Origin of the sequence: Streptomyces buecherae (assembly GCF_014295035.1) — a bacterium.
Taxonomy (GTDB): Bacteria; Actinomycetota; Actinomycetes; order Streptomycetales; family Streptomycetaceae; genus Streptomyces; species Streptomyces youssoufiensis.
In genome coordinates this window covers 3,954,430-3,971,404 of sequence record NZ_CP060404.1, presented here as the reverse complement: position 1 = coordinate 3,971,404, position 16,975 = coordinate 3,954,430, and the positions used below count along the sequence as shown (strand labels likewise).

Annotated in this window: 12 protein-coding genes and 2 pseudogenes; 6 read left to right on the top strand and 8 right to left on the bottom strand. The window is 73.9% G+C overall.

What is annotated here, in order from left to right; translation table 11 throughout:
• The first annotated feature begins 82 nt into the window (after positions 1 to 82).
• Positions 83 to 349 carry a hypothetical protein gene (locus tag H7H31_RS15160; RefSeq protein WP_187060441.1) on the top strand — a complete coding sequence of 89 codons (267 nt, stop codon included), beginning with the start codon at positions 83 to 85 and terminating at the stop codon, positions 347 to 349.
• On the opposite strand, the pseudogene H7H31_RS15155 reads toward H7H31_RS15160, so the two are convergent.
• From H7H31_RS15155 to H7H31_RS33925, 4 genes and pseudogenes are all read right to left on the bottom strand, one after another.
• Positions 298 to 954: pseudogene (locus H7H31_RS15155) on the bottom strand (ABC transporter substrate-binding protein); the annotation flags it as partial. The gene H7H31_RS15160 and the pseudogene H7H31_RS15155 sit on opposite strands and share 52 nt — an antisense overlap.
• Positions 955 to 2,355: 1,401 nt before the next feature.
• Positions 2,356 to 3,096: a DUF5701 family protein gene (locus tag H7H31_RS15150; protein ID WP_187117932.1), complete on the bottom strand. Its 741-nt coding sequence runs from the start codon at positions 3,094 to 3,096 to the stop codon at positions 2,356 to 2,358.
• 67 nt (positions 3,097 to 3,163) lie between these two features.
• Positions 3,164 to 4,207 carry a Vgb family protein gene (locus H7H31_RS33930; RefSeq protein WP_232110304.1) on the bottom strand — a complete coding sequence of 348 codons (1,044 nt, stop codon included), beginning with the start codon at positions 4,205 to 4,207 and terminating at the stop codon, positions 3,164 to 3,166.
• Positions 4,208 to 4,240: 33 nt separating this feature from the next.
• A pseudogene (locus H7H31_RS33925) lies at positions 4,241 to 4,831 on the bottom strand (alpha/beta hydrolase fold domain-containing protein); the annotation flags it as partial.
• Between the two features lie 387 nt (positions 4,832 to 5,218).
• Between H7H31_RS33925 and H7H31_RS15140 the strand changes: the two are divergent.
• Together H7H31_RS15140 and H7H31_RS15135 are read left to right on the top strand one after the other, a co-directional pair.
• Complete coding sequence (locus tag H7H31_RS15140) at positions 5,219 to 5,875, top strand: TetR/AcrR family transcriptional regulator (RefSeq protein WP_187061017.1); 657 nt, start codon at positions 5,219 to 5,221, stop codon at positions 5,873 to 5,875.
• A gap of 642 nt (positions 5,876 to 6,517) precedes the next feature.
• Positions 6,518 to 7,570 (top strand): aldo/keto reductase, encoded by a 1,053-nt coding sequence (locus H7H31_RS15135; protein WP_187061019.1) that lies wholly within the window; start codon positions 6,518 to 6,520, stop codon positions 7,568 to 7,570.
• A 22-nt stretch (positions 7,571 to 7,592) separates the two neighbouring features.
• On the opposite strand, the gene H7H31_RS15130 is transcribed toward H7H31_RS15135, so the two are convergent.
• The 3 genes from H7H31_RS15130 to H7H31_RS15120 form a co-directional block, all read right to left on the bottom strand.
• Positions 7,593 to 8,897 carry an McrC family protein gene (locus H7H31_RS15130; protein ID WP_187061016.1) on the bottom strand — a complete coding sequence of 435 codons (1,305 nt, stop codon included), beginning with the start codon at positions 8,895 to 8,897 and terminating at the stop codon, positions 7,593 to 7,595.
• A 4-nt stretch (positions 8,898 to 8,901) separates the two neighbouring features.
• The gene (locus H7H31_RS15125; protein ID WP_187061015.1) at positions 8,902 to 11,070 is read right to left on the bottom strand and encodes an AAA family ATPase; all 2,169 of its coding nucleotides are present in this window, start codon (positions 11,068 to 11,070) and stop codon (positions 8,902 to 8,904) included.
• Positions 11,071 to 11,217: 147 nt separating this feature from the next.
• The gene (locus H7H31_RS15120; RefSeq protein ID WP_187060866.1) at positions 11,218 to 12,810 is read right to left on the bottom strand and encodes an alpha/beta hydrolase; all 1,593 of its coding nucleotides are present in this window, start codon (positions 12,808 to 12,810) and stop codon (positions 11,218 to 11,220) included.
• Between the two features lie 313 nt (positions 12,811 to 13,123).
• On the opposite strand from H7H31_RS15120, the gene tpx reads away from it, so the two are divergent.
• Both tpx and H7H31_RS15110 read left to right on the top strand, forming a co-directional pair.
• Positions 13,124 to 13,624, top strand: coding sequence for a thiol peroxidase (gene tpx / locus H7H31_RS15115; protein WP_176163098.1), 501 nt, complete (start codon positions 13,124 to 13,126; stop codon positions 13,622 to 13,624).
• A 293-nt stretch (positions 13,625 to 13,917) separates the two neighbouring features.
• On the top strand, positions 13,918 to 14,859 hold the full coding sequence (locus H7H31_RS15110) for a GNAT family N-acetyltransferase (RefSeq protein WP_187060865.1): 942 nt from the start codon (positions 13,918 to 13,920) through the stop codon (positions 14,857 to 14,859).
• On the opposite strand, the gene H7H31_RS15105 is transcribed toward H7H31_RS15110, so the two are convergent.
• Positions 14,856 to 16,346, bottom strand: a complete 1,491-nt coding sequence (locus H7H31_RS15105) for a hypothetical protein (RefSeq protein ID WP_187060864.1) — start codon at positions 16,344 to 16,346, stop codon at positions 14,856 to 14,858. The genes H7H31_RS15110 and H7H31_RS15105 overlap by 4 nt on opposite strands.
• Before the next feature lie 223 nt (positions 16,347 to 16,569).
• Between H7H31_RS15105 and H7H31_RS15100 the strand changes: the two genes are divergently transcribed.
• Positions 16,570 to 16,845, top strand: coding sequence for a hypothetical protein (locus H7H31_RS15100; RefSeq protein WP_232109866.1), 276 nt, complete (start codon positions 16,570 to 16,572; stop codon positions 16,843 to 16,845).
• The last annotated feature ends 130 nt before the right edge of the window (positions 16,846 to 16,975 follow it).

Sequence of the window (16,975 nt, the reverse complement as noted above, 5' to 3'; positions counted from 1 at the left end):
ATGACACGACCTTCTGGACCGGCGGTGTGGCGTGCGAGATCCCGAAGCCGGCGCGGGGCGGGCCAACGGTAGCGTGGGCCTGATGAGCAGCTATTCGGTGACGGTCGGCGAAGAGAGCGTACGGGCCCGTTCCCTCCAGGAGGCGCAGGGAATTGTGATGGAGTACGTCACCGACCTGCTAGCACGCGATCCGGAAGCAGCCTCGCAAGGTGCCTTGATGGCCAACAAGGCGTTCTCTGCTGGAACCGTCGACCAGGCCCTCAACAGTCAGGGCAGTTGGCAGACGGTTATCACTGTTCAGGGCGAACAGGTCAACATCTCGATTGCTAAGCGCCGTTGGTGGCGATGACGAGGCGCCATCGCGCCCACTGCTGCCGGTGGGGAGTGATACGACGAAGTGGTGGGCCAGCCGCCCCTCCCAACCGCTGCCCCCATCGCGCCCCGGTAGTCGCCGAGGAAGCGGAAGTCGTCCGCGTCCGCGCGGTAAAGGTAGAGCCTATGTTCCGACGGCGTGCGGTCGCTCTGGCGGAACCGGATCTCCTTGCTGACGCCGGGGTGGACGGTGGCGGGCAGCCGCACGGTGAGTCCGCGGCGCAGATCGCCGCCCGGATCCAGGGCGCGCAGGCCGCGGGCCACGTAGCCGTTGGCGTCGTACGCCTCGGCGGCGTAGCGCGGGGGCGGGGTGTCGTAGCGGGACCGGTAGCTGGCGGCGAAGGCCCTGGCGCGCAGAGCCGTGGTGGCGTCGACGACGGTGGCGCCGATGATCCAGCCCCGAGCGGCGGGCCCTGCCGCGCGCGGGAACTCCTGTTCGAGCACCGGTTGGAGGGCCAGCCGTGGACCGCGGAAGCCGGCGGCGCGCAGGGCCCGTGCCAGCGGCACCGCGCCGTCCAAGCCGCCGCAGTGCACCACCGCGTCCGCGCCCGCCGCCAGCAACTCGCCCGCCGCCGCGCGCCTGTCGCGCGCCCCGGCGCGCGATGAGGGTGTGGACGGCCACGTCGGTGGCGCGTAGCGCCTGTTGCATGGCGCGCACGGCCGTCCAGCCGAAGTCGCCGGTGGACCGGTCGTCGACGAGCCCGACGGTGCGGGGCCGGGCCTTGCGCGCGAGGTAGGCCAGCAGCGGCACGGTCAGGTAACCGTCGTTGGACCGGGTCGCCAGGTGGGCGCGGCCATCGACGGGGCGGGTCTCCGGCGTGCCCACGGAGTAAGGAACAGCGGGTCCAACGCCGCCTGGGTGGCCACCCGCGGGCCCGTGCACCCGGCGCGGGCCGCCTCCCTGGCCACCTCGACCGCGCCCCGCGCGCCCCCGGCGAAGATGAGGGCGCCCACATCGCGGTCCAGCAACTCCCGCACGACGGGCCGGAAGTCGGGCGGGAGCTTGGGCAGTACGCGGGGCAGCGGGGAACTCCGTCGCGCGCAGCACCCCGATCGCCATCCGCGCGGGCGACCAACTGTAGAAGTCGGTCGCCCGCTCGGAGATGACGCCGACCGGGCCCGCGCGCATCTGCTTGCGCAGGTACAGGCTGACGGGCGCCACGTCCGTGCCGTGTTCCGGCCGGGCGTAGAGCACCGTACGGGCGGCTCGTGGCAGGCCCGGCAGGAAGGCGCCGAACACGGTGCCCACCATGGCCAGGTTCGCCTCGTGGTAGACGGGGGCGGCCTCGGTCGCGCTCTCGTCGGTGGTGGTGCCGATCACGGCGAGCACCGAGCGGTCCTCCGCCAGGGACCGTGCCGCTGCGGCGGTACGCTCCGGGCGCCCCCGTCGTCTGCGGTGCGCAGCCGGGCCTCGTACCGCCGGTCGGGGGGCGCGTTGAACTGCTCGACGGCCCAACTGGGCGCCGGTGCGCTGCGCCTCGCCCTGCGGGGCGTACGCGCCGCTCAGCGCGGCCTGGAGCCCGATGCGGTGCACAGGAAGGCCCGAACAACCGGACGCGCCGTCCTCGTCGTGCTCGCTGTCGCCCCCGCGCAGCGCGGCCCACCCCGCCAGGCCGCCACCGGTGGCGAGCAGTGCGCCCCCGGAGACGGCGAGGAATTGCCGCCGCCCCGGCCCGGAGGGCCCGGGGCCGACCGCACCCGACGCCGTCCCGCCGGCCGCGCCCTGCCCGGTGTCCCCGTCGGCACCGTCACCCGCGTCCGCTCCGTCGGCTCCATTGGCTCCATTGGCTCCATCGGCCGCGCCGCCCCTGTCGGCGGGGTCCGCGCGGCGCGTTCCCGCGTACCGCCCGTGTGCGTCATGCGCCGCACGCGGGCGGTACGCGACCGAGAGCGAGGGCCGTACGGCACCCACCGGTCAGGGTGAGGGCGCCGGCCGAGGGCCCCGCCCCGGAGCCGGACCCCGCCCCGGGCCCCGGCTCCGGGTTACGCCGCCGGCGTCGCCGCGCGTCGGCCGCCCGCCGACGCCACGCCCAGCCAGGTGTGCGGGTTGCTCTGCCAGCACCAGCCCAGCTTCGGGGCCTTCTGGCTGATCCACAGGGCCGGGACCCGGCGGTCGCCGCTGCGCGAGCCGCCCAGCGAGAAGCACTTGTTCTTGACCAGCACTTGCGGGAAGTGCGTGATCAGGGCGATGCCCTCCTCGATGGTGAGCGGGGTGCGGCCCCGGTCGGCGATGGTACGCAGCGCGTCGTCGGGGACGGCGCCGCAGAACTCCTCGCCGCGCTCGACGTCGAGCACCAGATAGGCGTCGTGGCCTGGCAGCGCGACCTCGTCGGTGGCGACGAACCGTTCCAGGGCGCCGGGTTCGAAGCTGCGGTCCACGAAGCCGGGCAGCCGCCCACGGTGCAGCGTGGTGCGCGGCATCGTCTCCTCGATCGGGACGACGCTACGGGTGACGACCAGCACGAACGGCACCCGCCCGGTCACGGCCTCGCCCCCGGGCTCACCCGCCGCGTCTGTCGCTGGGTCGGCTGGGTCCGCCATGTCCGCAGGGTCCGCCATGTCCGCCGCGGCGGCCACGGCGGCCTCGCGTAGCGGGGCGAGGAGGGCGGCGAACCGCTCGGCGTCGAGTCCGGAGGCTGCGGGGTAGCCCAGCTCGATCAGGGTGCTGACCTGGCGGTCGAAGGCGGTCGCGGCGTCGGGGGAGGCATGGGGCGTACGGGGCAAGGAGGTTCCTTCCGAGGGGGCTGGGGTGGAGTGGCTGGGGCTGGGGCTGGACTGGTGGGGGTGCTGCTTACGGGGTGTCAGCGCGGCCGGGGGCGACCCTGGCGAGTGCGCCGGTTTCCAGGGCGCACCACACGGCGCCGTCGTGCGCGGTGATGCCGTGCGGTTCGCAGGCGCGGCTCGGCAGGTCGTACGCGGTGATGTCGCCGTCGGTGGTGATGCGCCCGACTCGGCCGCTGCCCCACTCGGTGAACCACAGCGCGCCGTCGGGGCCCGTGGTGATGGCGTGCGGGCGGGCCGCGCGGTCGGGGAGCGGGTACTCGGTGATCGTGCCGTCCACGGTGATCCGGCCGATCTGCCCGGCCCCGATCTCGACGAACCACAGCGCCCCGTCGGGCCCGGCGGTGATGCCCACGGGGCCCGCGGCCTCGGTCGGCAGCGGGTAGGCGGTGCCCTGGCCGTCGGTGGTGATCCGGCCCACGGCGTTGCCCTGGTTGAGCGTGCACCACAGCGCCCCGTCGGGGCCCGCGACGAGGGCGGACGGGAACGCGCCGGGCGCCGGGTACTCGGTGACGGTGCCGTCCGGGGCGATCCGCGCGACGCGGTCGACGGCGGAGAGCGTGCACCACATCGCCCCGTCCGGGCCGGCCGCGATCCCGTACGGGCCGGCGTCGGCGGTCAGCGGCGCGTACCACCTGACGCTGCCGGCATCGCCCGCAACCTCCGCATCGCCCGCAACCTCCGCGTCGCCCGCAGCCGCCGCGCCACCCGCAACCTCCGCATCGCCCGCAGCCGCCGCGTCACCCGCCGCGCCCGCAACCTCCACGCCGCCCGCGTCGCCGCCCACCGCGATCCGGCCGACGCGGTGCGCGCCGTACTCGGTAAACCACAGGGCACCGTCCGGCCCCGGGGCGATCACCGTCGGGCCCGCGCCGACGGGGTGCGTCGTGACCCGGCCGGCCGCGTCCCGCCGCCCGACGGCGCCCTGGTGGACGAGGGTGAACCAGAGCGCCCCGTCCGGCCCGCTCGCCACCCCGTACGGCCCGGCGTCCGGGCCGCTCACGGTGTACGCGCGCACCGGGTCGGCCAGCCACCGGCCGATCCGGTCGAGCACCACCCCGCCCGGCTCGGACAGGTGGAAGGCGTGCTGCATGTCCTCGTACGCGTCCAGGCGTACGCACACCCCGGCCGCGTCGGCCGCCTCGGCGAAGCGGCGGGCGTCGTCGTAGAGCACCTCGTCCGTGCCGACGGCCACCAGCAGCGGCGGCAGCCCGTGCAACGTCCCGTACAGCGGTGACTGGGGTGCCTCGCGCGGGCTCGCGCCGGCGAGGTAGTCGGCGGCGACGGCGGTGAGGACGGCGCGGCTCAGCACGTCGCGGCCGTCGGCCGCGTCCAGCGAGGCGCCGGTCAGCGCGAAGTCGGTGATCGGCGAGATCGCGACCGCCGCCCCCGGCACCGGCCCGCCGGTCCGCGCGATCTCCAGCAGGGCGGAGAGCACGAGGGTGGCCCCGGCCGACTCGCCGACGAGGGCGATGTCCGCGGCGGGCACGCCGGCGTCCAGCACCGCACGCCAGGCGGCCAACACGTCGTGCAGCGCGGCGGGGTAGGGGTGGGCGGGCGCCAGCCGGTAGTCGACGCGCAGCGTCGGCCGCCCGGTCGCCCGCGACAGCCGGTAGGCCAGCACGCGCTCGGCCTCGGGCCTGCTGTGCGCGAACCCGCCGCCGTGTACGTAGATCACCGCGCCGCCCCGCGCGCCGGGCGCCCGCACCCAGTCGCCGCGCACGTCCGTCTCGCGCCCGTCGGCGTCGCCCACCGTGGCGTCGCGCACGTCGGCGTCGGCCGGGAGCGGCCCGGCGGCGAGCGAGACGGCGCGGAGCGCGTCGACGCTCTCGCGGTCCGCGCCCGCTCGGCCGGGCGCCGCGGGAATGGCAGTGACGTGCAGCAAACAGTCCTCCGTGGGTGCGTGGCGCGCGTATGCGTCGTGGACATCGCTCAGCCCCGGTAGACGCCCGCGGCGCGCGACTGCGCGGCGCTTGGCCCACCGGGAAGTTTACGACGAAGGTAAACTTACACACGAGCCATCCGGGGTGTCAACGTATTTATAGAACGAGGGTAAGGTTCCCTCATGGGTATCGAGTCGAGCACGACGAAGAGCGCGGCCCCGGGCCTGCGCGAGGCGAAGAAGCGCGAGACGCGGCAGGCCATCTCCGACCACGCGACCAGACTCTTCGTCGAGCGCGGCTTCGAGCGCACGACCATCGCCGAGATCGCCGACGCCGCGCGCGTCGCCAAGAAGACCGTGACCAACTACTACCCGCGCAAGGAAGACCTGGCCCTGGACCACCAGGACGCGTTCGTCGCCTCCCTCGCCCGCCACGTCGCCGACCGCGAACCCGGCGAGTCGGCCCTCGCGGCGCTGCGGCGCGCGTTCCTGGCGGCGGTCGCCGCCCAGGACCCGATCGCCGGCTTCGCCGGGCCGGCCTTCACCCGCATGATCGCGGAGAGCCCCGCGCTGACGGCGTGCCTGCGCGGCCTGCACGACCAGCGCGAGGAGGCCCTGGCCGCAGCCCTCGCCGAGGCCACCGGGGCCGCCCCCGACGCCATCGCCCCGCGCACGGCCGCGGCCCTCATCGGCGGCGTGCACCGCGTCCTGTTCCGCCGCATCCAGGACCTCACGCTCGCGGGCCGCGACAACGCGGAGATCGCGGCCCTGCTGGAACCCGAGGCCGTCCAGGCGTTCGCCCTCCTCGAACCGGCCCTGGCGGACTACGCGCGAGCCTGACGCCCCGCCCCGGCGGGCCGCCGACCACCCCGAACGGGCCGCCCGCCCGGCCGTCGCCGAGGCCGCGATCCCCGGGCTCTCCCCGTCGCCGCCGCTGCTCGGCGGCGGCGAGGCCAACGACCGCCTCTGGCACTTCGTGTTCAACCGACTCGCCGGCGTCAACGAGGAGTGGGTCCGCGGGCGGAAACACCTCCACTTCGGCGACCAGTTGGCGACCAAGGCCACCCGGCCGCTGCCCGGCCACGCCGTCCAGCACCACGCCGTCCAGCACCACGTCGACGTGCTCGCCGCCGATCCCGAGGCCCTGCGGTGCGGCTTCGCGTGCTACCGCGCGCTCGACACGACCACCGCCCAGAACCACGAGCGCGCGACCCGCGAGCAGTCCCTGCCCGTCCTGGCGATCGGCGGAGCGGACAACCCGGGCGCGGTGGTCGGCGCCACGATGCGGCCCGTCACCGACGACCCGCGTGCCTCGCTTTCCCCGAGTGCGGCCCCTACCCCGCTGAGGAGGCCCCGGAGGCGATGCCGTCCGCCCTCGCCGACCTCCTGGCGCCCTACCGCACCCGGTAGTCGGCCCACCACGTCTCCCGCGACCCCTTGCCCTGGAGTCCACTCCAAGGCATACCGTGCCGGCGCATGGACATGCGCTACCGCCCGCTGGGGCGTACGGGGATCGACGTCAGCACGTACTGCCTGGGCACCATGATGTTCGGCTCCGTGGGCAACCCGGACCACGCCGCGTGCGCGCGGATCGTGCACTCCGCGCTCGATCGCGGAATCAATATCATCGACACGGCCGACATGTACTCCGCCGGCGAGTCCGAGACCATCGTCGGCAAGGCGCTGCGGGGCCGCCGCGACGACGTCGTCCTCGCCACCAAGGTGCACTTCCCGATGGGCGAGGGCCGCAACCGCGGCGGCAACTCACGGCGTTGGATCACGCGGGCCGTCGAGGAGAGCCTCACCCGGCTCGGCACCGACTGGATCGACCTCTACCAGGTGCACCGGCCCGACCCGGACACCGACATCGAGGAGACCCTGTCCGTCCTCGGCGACCTCGTGCGGCAGGGCAAGATACGCGCGTTCGGCTGCTCCACCTTCCCGGCCGAGGAGATCGCCGAGGCGCACCACGTCGCCGAACGCCGCGCCCTGCCCCGCTTCCGCACCGAGCAGCCGCCCTACTCGCTGCTCGCCCGTGGCGTGGAGACCTCGGTGCTGCCGACCTGCCAGCGGTACGGCATGGGCGTCCTGACCTGGAGCCCGCTCGCCTCGGGGTTCCTGACCGGCGCGTACCGCAAGGGCCGACCGATCGACATGACCACCGGCCGGCCCGCGCTGCACCCGGCCCGCTTCGACCCGACGCTGCCGGAGAACGCGGCCAAGCTGGACGTGGTGGAACAACTCGTCGAGGTCGCCGACGACCTCGGCCGCACGCTCCCCGAACTCGCCATCGCCTTCCCGCTCGCCCACCCCGCCGTCACCTCGGTCATCGTCGGCCCGCGCACCCAGGAGCAGTTGGACAACCTGTTGGCGGGAGCCGATCTCACCCTGGACGACGCGACCCTCGACCGCATCGACACCATCGTCCCGCCCGGCACCGACCGCTACCGCGCCGACGGCGTCTGGCGCCCCACCTCCCTGACCGACCCGAACCAACGCCGCCGGCCGGTGGCGGGTCGGGCGGCGGGGGAGTAGCGGCCTGCCGGCACTCGCGCCGCTAGGGGAGAGGTGGCGGCTGGTTGGCGGCGAACCGGGCGATGGCCGCGCGGAGGGGGCCCGCCGCCTGTTCGGGTGTGGTGCGGGTGTCCAGGCCCAGCACCTCGATGCGCCCCAGCACCCCACGCGGGCCCTCGATCCGCAGCAGGTGACGCGTCGGCCCGTCGGGTGCGGGGTGGACGATCAGGGCCAGTGGGGTCGAGGGGTCGGTGTACCCGGCGATGTAGGTGAGAAGTTGATGCCGGTCGCTCGGCTTGACCGTGCCGTCCTGGTACGCCTTGTATTTCGCGTCCACGACCAGGTAACGCGCCATACCGGCCGTGTCGGGTGACGGGGGAAAAGCCAGGAGTGCGTCGGGCCGGAACGGCCTCATCGCCGTGCCCTGACCGGTGGCGCCGGGGGCGGCGCCCTCGCGCGTGGTGTGAATGCCTCCCTCGCCCGGCTGTGCGCGCCGACCTCCGTGGGCCACCGCCGCGTCGGCGGCCATGCGGTGCACCACGTTCTCCCACAGCACGTTGAGGTTGAGCAGCAGACTCTTGGCGGCGAACCCGTACGGGTCCAGTAGGTCCCGTACCCCGCCGTCGCCCAGCACCATCCGAGCCCAGGCGTGGGCTGGGCGGTAATGGTCGTTCAGCCGCGTGTACTGCCCGCGTGCGAGCAGGGGTAGCGCGTCGCGTGTGCGTGGCAGCGCGGGGAACTGGCCGGCGGCGTCCAGGAGGGCCTGGGTCGTGCGCGGGTCCGTCGAGTTCTGCGCCGCGCGGGCCAGCGCGGCCCCGCACACCAGGTTCTCCCAGCCGCCGTCCTCGTACTCGAACGTGCGCGTGTGGAGGCGGTCGATCGCGCCGAAGCGACGAGTGGCCTGGGCCATCACATCCAGTCGGCCGCGCAGAGTGGTGTCCACGCGGCTGCGCCGCACATAGTCCCGGCGCAGGCCCCGGCGGAGTAGGAGCCGGCACTCGTGCAGCAGGGCCGCGGGCACCAGCCCCGCGTACCCGTCCTTTCCCAGGGGCCAGTTGCGGAGCGAGTCGACCGGTTCGCGTTGGCCGTGCGCGTAACAGAGCCAGTCGATCAGCCGCTTGCCGTCGATAGTGAACTTGGGCCGCAGCACCAGCCGTATCCGGTCGAGCTGAAGCACCCCGGTGGTCGAGTTCGTCCGCAGTACGTAGCCGTCGCGCGTGTCCGTGACGCGCACCGCCTTCGTTTTCTCCAGCACGCTCAGGTCGCGCTGGCTCAGTCTGGCGTGGGGGACGGTGACCGCGGAGTGTTCCCGCAGTTTCACCTCGGATCGGTCCACGAAGGGGAGCACGCCACTACTCTCCGGTCGGTACGGTGTCGTCGTCCTCACCGGCGACGCGCCCAGCCACGAACTCGTCGGCCAGTATCCCGGGCAGGTCGTGCGGGTTGGTGTGGACGACCCGGCCGCTGTGGTCGTCCACCAGCGAGCCCAGCACGCTGCGCAGCAGATCGGGCTGGCCCAGGCAGTAGTCGGCCACCAGCGGGACGATCTCGTGGTGGAAGGCGTGGGCGAGTTGCTCCGCGGTGCCGATCGGCTCGTCGTCGGCGAGCAGGTAGGACTGGCCGAGCAGGTGATCGGGACCGAAGGCGGACTCGAGCTTGTCGTTGAGCCCCTCAAGCAGGCTGGCCAGGCCGAGGCCGCCCACCTCGCCGTCGAGTACGTCCAGGTCCGGGGGTACGTCAACGAAGGCGAACCGGCGCCGGATGGCGGCGTCGATGTGGCCCACGCTGCGGTCGGCTGAGTTCATCGTGCCGATGATCCGCACGTTCGCTGGCACGGTCTGCTGCCGACCGCTGGTGGGCAGGGTGATCGGGATCGAGTCGCGCTTGTCGAGCTCGAGCAGAGTGATCAACTCGCCCAGGATGCGCGGCAGGTCGCCGCGGTTGATCTCGTCCACGACGATCAGGTACGTCTCGTCCGGCGCGGTCTGGGCCGCCGCGCACACTCGCCGGAACAGCCCGTCCGTCATGGCCAGGCGCAACCCCGCCGCGCCCTGCGCGGCAACCGGCTTGAACCCCTCCACGAAGTCCTCGTACCCGTAGGAAGGATGGAACGTCACCATGGTCAACCGGGCTGCCGGCGCGCCGGCCGGCACCTCCGACAGCTCGGCCAGCGCCGTGGCGCGCTCCTGCGGCGGGGCGTCGATCTTGTCGGCCCGCCCGGCGATGGCGAGTGCCACGCTGAGCGCCAGCCGCGTCTTGCCCGTCCCGGGCGGGCCCTGCAGGATGACCTGTCCCTTGTGCTGGAGCAGGTCTCGCACCGTGCGCACGGCGGTGGGCAGTTCGATGTCCGCACCGGCCGCCGGCTCGGCACTGCCCTCCACCACGCTGCCGCGCCCGCGCCGAATCTCCTGCCACAGCGTGGCGGGCACCTTCGCGAACGTCTGCTGCCAGGCGTGCCGCGGCGAGTCGAAGTGTTGGGCGTACGAGGTGTCCCAGGCCACGCCCACCGTGTGCCGGTAGCGGGACACGTCGGTGGCGTAGGAGTAGCCGTCGGTGACCGAGCCCACGGCCAGCACCTCCGACTTGCCTCGGTTGGCGACGATCACGTCACCGGGCTCCAGGTCACGGAAGGCGAGCAGTTGCCGGGCCAGCCGCAGGTTGCCGCCGGCGCTGTGCGGCCAGTGCTGGTCCAGCGCCTCCTTGAGCTCCTGGTCGCTCTCGTACTGGCCGAGGCTGCCGACCTCGTCCCAGCCGGTACGCATCCGGGCATTGGCCAGGCAGTCGCCCCAGAGCTTGGCGCCACTGCCCGGGGCGATCTTCCAGATCACCCGGTCCCGCGGGCGCGGGTCGTGGAACGCGTACAGGTACGCCATCACCTCGTGCGGGTGCCACCCGTCGAACTCGGGCACCGCCCGCACCAGGGCGAGCAGCTCGCGGTTGGCCTGCCAGGTCCGTACGCCCGAGGAGTGTTGGCGCGGCCTGCCGCCCAGCAGCTCCGTGAAATGCCGCACGTGCGCGGCGGAGAAGATCGGCAGGAACGCGTCGGGGAAGTAGAGCGCCAGCGCCTTGGTGGTCAGGGCCTGCCCGTAGGAGAGCGCCTCCAACTCGTCGATGCGCTCGTACGCGCCCGCGCGAGCGGCCTCGAAGGCGGCCACGAACTCGCCGCGCAACCGCCTCCACGCCTCCTCGACGCCGAGCGTGCGCAGCGCGGCGGGCACCACGCGCCACTCGCCGGTCCGGTGCTGGAAGATGATGTGCTTGGCCGCGCTGCCGCCCCGGATGCTGCCGAAGGCGCTGGTCCCGTACTCAAGGAGGCGGCAGAAGGTGTACGTCGTGGTGCGGTGGGTGGCGGGGCCCAGCGCGTACTGCTCCAGGCGCAACTGTGGCCACGACTCCAGCGGGAACATGTCCAGCACCCGGCGGCGATCCACCTCCGCCTCGTTGGCCCGCCTGCTACCCGCCCGGTTGAAGCGCGCGACGCGCTCCGCGATGCCGTCCCTGAACTCCCCGCCCAACGTCATGCGGGGCATTCTCGCCCAGCGACCCTGATCAACCCAACGCCCCCACTCGTACGCCCGGAACCCCCCACGCACCCCGCCCCCGCTCCGGCCAGCGGCGGGAGCGGGGGCGGGGCGGTGGGGCTCAGGTGATCAGAAGCCGGGCCAGCGTCAGCGGCCCGTAGTCGGGGCGGCGGTCGGGGACGGGAGGCGGACCGACTTCTGCTGCTTGGGCTCGGGGGCCTGGCAGGTGAGGTCCTTGGCCGGGAGCTTGCCGGTGGTCAGGTACGTGGTGGCCGTCTTGTCGGCGCACGAACCGGAGCCGTAGATGCCGTGGCCCTCGCCGCCGGCGACGGTGACCATCCGGGAGCCCTTCATGGCCCGGTGCGCGCCGACGCCGCTGGGCAGCGGGGTCTGGGAGTCCCACTCGTTCTGCAGGATCAGCGACGGCACCCTGTTGTTGACCTTGGTGGCCGGCTCGCTGCCCTTGCCCCAGAAGGCGCACGGGGTGATGTTGGACGCGAAGTCGCCGTACAGCGGGTACTTCGCCTTGTTGCGGATCGCGTCGTGGCGGTACGTCTCGGGGTCGCGCGGCCAGTTGCGGGTGTCGGCGCACACGACGGACCAGAAGGACGCCGTCCCGTTGTCCTCGGCGGCGGCGGCGGCCGTCCGGCCGAACGTCGGCGGAGCCGCGGGCTTGAGGATGTCGGGCAGCCGGGCCAGGCGCGGCTTGCCGCTGTCGGCGGCCTTCTTCAGCTCGACGACGGCCTCGGCGGCCTCGCGCACGCTGAAGAAGACGGCGCGGCCGGCCCGGATGTCGTCGCCGGTGATCTTCTGGCCGTCGATGACGATGGGGTCGCGGTCGGCCCGCGCGACCAGCTTCCAGAACGTCCCGCGCACCTCGCGCGGGGTCTTGCCGAGCGCGTACTTCGCGTTGCGTTCGGCGGTCCACCGGGTCCACCGGTCGAAGGCCGGCTCGGCGCCCTCCGCCCAGATCTGGATCATCCCGCGCCAGATCCGCTGCGGGTCCACCGCGCTGTCCAGCACGAACCGGTCGGCGCGCGCGGGGAACATCTGCGCGTAGACCGCGCCGAGGTAGGTGCCGTACGAGTACCCCAGGTAGGAGACCTTCTTCTCGCCGAGCGCGGCGCGGATCGCGTCCATGTCGCGGGCGGTGTTGCGGGTCGTCAGGTGCGGCAGCTTGGACCCGTTACCGGCGGCGCACTTCTTCGCGACGGTGCGGGCCCACCGCACGTCGCTCGGGAAGGTGGCCGCCTTGTACGGGCGCTCCCACACCTGCTCCTCGTACGACAGGCCACAGGTGACCGGCGCGCTCTGGCCGACGCCGCGCGGGTCGAAACCGATCAGGTCGTAGCGGCTCTTGACCGACTTGGGCAGTTGCTCGCTCATGTACACCGGCATGTCCAGGCCCGCGCCGCCGGGTCCGCCGGGGTTCAGCAACAGCACGCCGCGCCGCTGGTCCGGCGCGCTCGCCTTGATGCGGGATATCGCTATGTCGAGCTTCTTGCCCTGGGGCCGGTCGTAGTCGAGCGGCACCCTGACCGTGGCGCACTGGAAGGTGGCCGGCGCCTCGGGGTCGCACCGCTTCCAGTCGAGCTTCTGCTGGGCGAAGTGCTGCTGCGTGGCGGCGCGCGGCGCGCCGGCGGTGTCCGCCGCGGTGGCCGTGGTCGGGGCCAGCGCGGGAATCAGCGCGGCGACCGCGCTCGCTGCGATGAGGGAGGCGGCTGGTCGTCTGTTGCGCACGGGTGGGGGCCCTCCTGTCGGTGGTTGTCGTACACATCAACCCTCTCGCGTACGACAGTTCGGACGGAACCCGTCTGTCGGACGGGGCGGACTCCACCCGTGGATGGACGACAGGCCCGCCGACTGGTCCCACGGTCGTAGTCGCCGGCTCGGCGGGCGGGGGAGCGGGCCAGTCCGGAACGGCGCGTCGGGTGTGACGCGGGCCCGTCCGCGATGCGGGCGCCGGCAGGGGGCGCGCGGCCCCGGGGGCCGCCTCCGCACTAGGATCGGGCGTGCTGCACCGACGATGGACACCGCTGGCAGGAGGCTTTTCATGGCGCAGGTTACGTTGAAGGGGAACCCGGTCCAGGTCACCGGCGAACTGCCCGAGACGGGTGCCCAGGCACCCGCGTTCAGCCTGGTGGGCGAGGGTCTGGCGGACAAGACGCTGGCCGACTACGCGGGCCAGCGCAAGGTTTTGAACATCTTCCCGAGCGTGGACACCCCGACCTGCGCGAAGTCCGTGCGCGAGTTCAACGCGCGGGCCGGCAAGCTCGACAACACCGTGGTGCTCTGCATCTCCGCCGACCTGCCCTTCGCCCAGGGCCGGTTCTGCGGTGCCGAGGGCCTGGAGCAGGTCAAGACCCTGTCCACGCTGCGTGGCCGCGAGTTCCTCGACGCCTACGGCGTGGCCATCGCGGACGGCCCCATGGCGGGCCTGGCCGCGCGCGCCGTTGTCGTGCTCGACGAGAACGACAAGGTCCTCCACACGGAGCTGGTCGGCGAGATCGCCGACGAGCCGGACTACGACGCCGCGCTCGCCGTCCTGAGCTGACCCTCACCCGGCAGCCCGCACCGGGCCCCGCCCCGACCGCACACCAGGGTCGAGGCGGGGCCCTGTGCGTGGGGGCCTGGGCGTGGGGCCCTGTGCGTGGGGCGGAGGGGTCTGCGGATCGCGCGTGGCCCGCATCGCGACGGCCCGGGTGCGCGGGGGCCAGAGGCGTGCCGGCCTGGGGGCCACGCGTACCAGGCGGGCCCCGGTACGCGGAGCAGCGCGGCCGTTACGATGACGGCGTACCGCATCGCGTGGCGGCCTGTTCCCCTGACGTTCTCCCAGGAGGCCCAGCCATGCCCGCACGCCCCGCGGACCACCCCGCCCCTCGCGTACGCCCGTTCCGGCGTTCCGACCGCGATCAGCTCACCGACCTGCTCAACCGGCACGCCGCCGCGGTGCTCCCCGGGGTGTCCGCGTCCGTGAACACCGTGCTCGGGAGCCTGGAACAGCGCCCCGACGAGTACGTCACCGACCCGTGGGTCGCCGACCGGGCCACGCTGGTGGCCGAGGACCGCTCCCGCCTGGTGGCCGCCGCCCACCTGCTGCGCTACCGCGACGACGCCGACGTGGACCCCTCCTACCGTGGGTCCGGCTCGGTCGAGTGGTTCCTCCACGTGCCGGCGGCGGCCGGCTCGGCGGACCACCTGATGGCCGCCTGCCTGGCCCAACTCGCGACCTGGAACACCCGGCTGTGGCACGCGGACGGCAACCTGCCCGTGCCCGGGGTGTACGGCGTGCCGGGGCCGTGGCCGCATGTACGGGCGCTGTACGAACGCGCCGGGTTCCGCCACACCGGCGGCACCGAGACCCTGCTGCTCGCCACGGTCCGCGAGCTGCCAACCGGGCCCACGCCGCGCGGGCTCACCGTCGACCGCACCCTCGGCGACCTGGGCACCCGCTTCACGGCCCGACGCGACGGCCACACCCTGGGCCACCTGGAGGTGGACACCGGCCTGGAGCGGGCCGAACGCCGCCCCCGCGACGGGGCCCTGGCCGACCTCGCCGACCTCGACCTGCCCGACGACGCCCCGGACGAGGTGTTCGCCGCCCTCCTGACGCGGGCCGCCGAGTGGCTGCGCTGGTGCGGCGCGGACCGGGTGCTCGCATACGAGGACGACGCCGCCGGCGCGGAGGCCGCCACCGACGCCGAAGCTCGGGAGGCCGAGCGGCTGCGCCGGCACGGCTTCGCCGAGGTGACGCGTACCGCGCGGGGCTGGACGCGGGCGCGGTCCTAGGCCGGCGTCGGCCCGGCGGGTCCCGGATGTGACCCGGTCGGCTCCTCGTCCAGTTGGGTCGCCGGGTCCGCCAACCGGACGGAGGTGAGGGCGGGTAGGGCGGCGACGGGCAGCAGCAGGCCGCTCTGCCCGTCCTCGGCGCGGGCCAGGACGAGACCCGCGAGCCCGCCCGTACGGGAGAAGGCCGGTGCGCCGATCAGGCCGTACACCACCTCGCCGGCCACCCGTAGCCAGTCGCCGGAGCGGCCCCTGACGTCGAGGACGCACGAGTAGGGTCCGTCCACCGAATACGCGCTCACCAGGAGTTGGCGGCCGGGGCGGGGGAACCGGTCGAAGGTCAGCGGCTGCTCGGGTACGGGGACGGGCTCGGCGAGGCGCAGCACCACCAGGGGTGCGAGGTGCCGGCGCCGGTGCCGGCCGAGCATCGGTGCCGCAAGCGTCTCGACCGGCGTGGCCCGTACCGTGCGCTCGGCGGCGACCACGTACAGCTCGGCTTCCGGATCGTCGTCGGGGTCGGAGGGCACTCTCAACGCGGTGATGACCGTCCGGGAGTCCAGCAGCAGGCCGCTGCCCAGATGGTCCTCCCCATCGTGCACCCGAACGCTCACCGCCGCGACCATCTCCTCGTCCACCTGCCAGTCGTCCGCGTTCACGGTGACGCTGCCGTGCACGTGGCCGATCTGGTAGACCGAGTTGACCGGCGCCGAGCCGGGCGCGGCCATGAACCGGTTGTGCACCTCGGCACCCGCGGTCCCGGCCGACTCGCTCTCCTCGGGGACGCGGGTCACCTCGGTCGCGCGGTGCACCACCTCCGGCAGGAGCGCGTCCTCACCCGCCTCGCCCGACCCGCCCTCGGCCTCCGCGAGTTGGCGCTCCAACTGCTCGCAGCGCTCCTCCGCCCGTTGGTGCCGCTCCCGTACCCGGGCCAGCTCCTCCCTGAGCTCGCGCACCTCCTCGCGGAGCCGCGCCTGTTCGTCGGCCCGCTCGCCGGCGGCGGCGTCACCCAGCGGCTCGGACGACGCGGACGCGGTGGCGGACGCCTGGAGTTCGTGGAAGCGCAGCTGGAGGTCGCGTACGCGGTGCTCGCGGTCCTGGAGCGCGTCCTCCAACCAGCGCTCGCGGGCCGCCGCCCGGCGCGCCTCCTGGTCGGCCTCGGCCAGCTTCCGTTCCAGCAACTGCACTTTGTGCGCGGGGGACTTGCTGCCGTTCAGCGCCGCGTTGTGCAGATCGCGGAGCATGCCGATCGTCTCCTCGGTCGGCACGGCGCCCCGCTCCTCGGCCACGTCGTGCAGCAGGTTGAGGACGAACTCCCACGGCGGCATGCGGCTGCCGCTCAGATAGCGGGAGACGGTGGAGGAGTCGTACGCGCGGCGGGCCGCGTACCGCCGGGTCGAGACGCCCAGGCCCAGGAACAGGTCCCGCAACGCGACGGCCAGCGCCGCCACTTCGGGCCCCACGCCCTGGTTGACCGGCTTCAGTTCGCTCATCGTGCCCGCCGCCCCCCGATCCCTCCGCGCCGCACCCACGTGCCGTACGCGCCTCGCGCTGCCCCGTCTCGTACGCGCGCGCTGCCAGTGTCGTACGTGGCTCCCGCGCGCGTGCTGCCAGCCAACCGGCAGCACCGCTGCGCCTGCCGCAGCACCCCGCCCCGCCGCGAGGCTTGACCACATCGTCACAGACGCCTTGCCCACCGTGAACGGGGACTTCGCCATGAGCCAGCGCACCAACCGGTCCCGGCGCACCAGCCGGACCCCCAGCGCCCGCCCTACCCGACCTGACCGCCGCACCAGTCGCACCCACCGCGTCCTGCGCGCCCACCGCGTGCACGACCTGATCGTCTTCCTGGCCGTGCTCGGCACCGCCGTGGGGCTCGTGCTCGGCGGCGTCGCGCCGGAGTCGCTGGCGACGATCGCCGTCGCGGTCTCCGGCCTGTACGCCGCCTGGCGCGGCGGCGGCGACCGCTCGCGGTCGCCGGAGGGCCGGTGAGGCCGCCGGCGGGCGGACAGCGTGGCAGGTAGCGCTCGCCTGTTTCCGCGCTGTGTTGGTCGCCTTTTCTCGGCCGGGTTGATCGCCCTTTTCCGGCCGGGGAGACAGCGCTCCGGAGTATGCTGAGAGG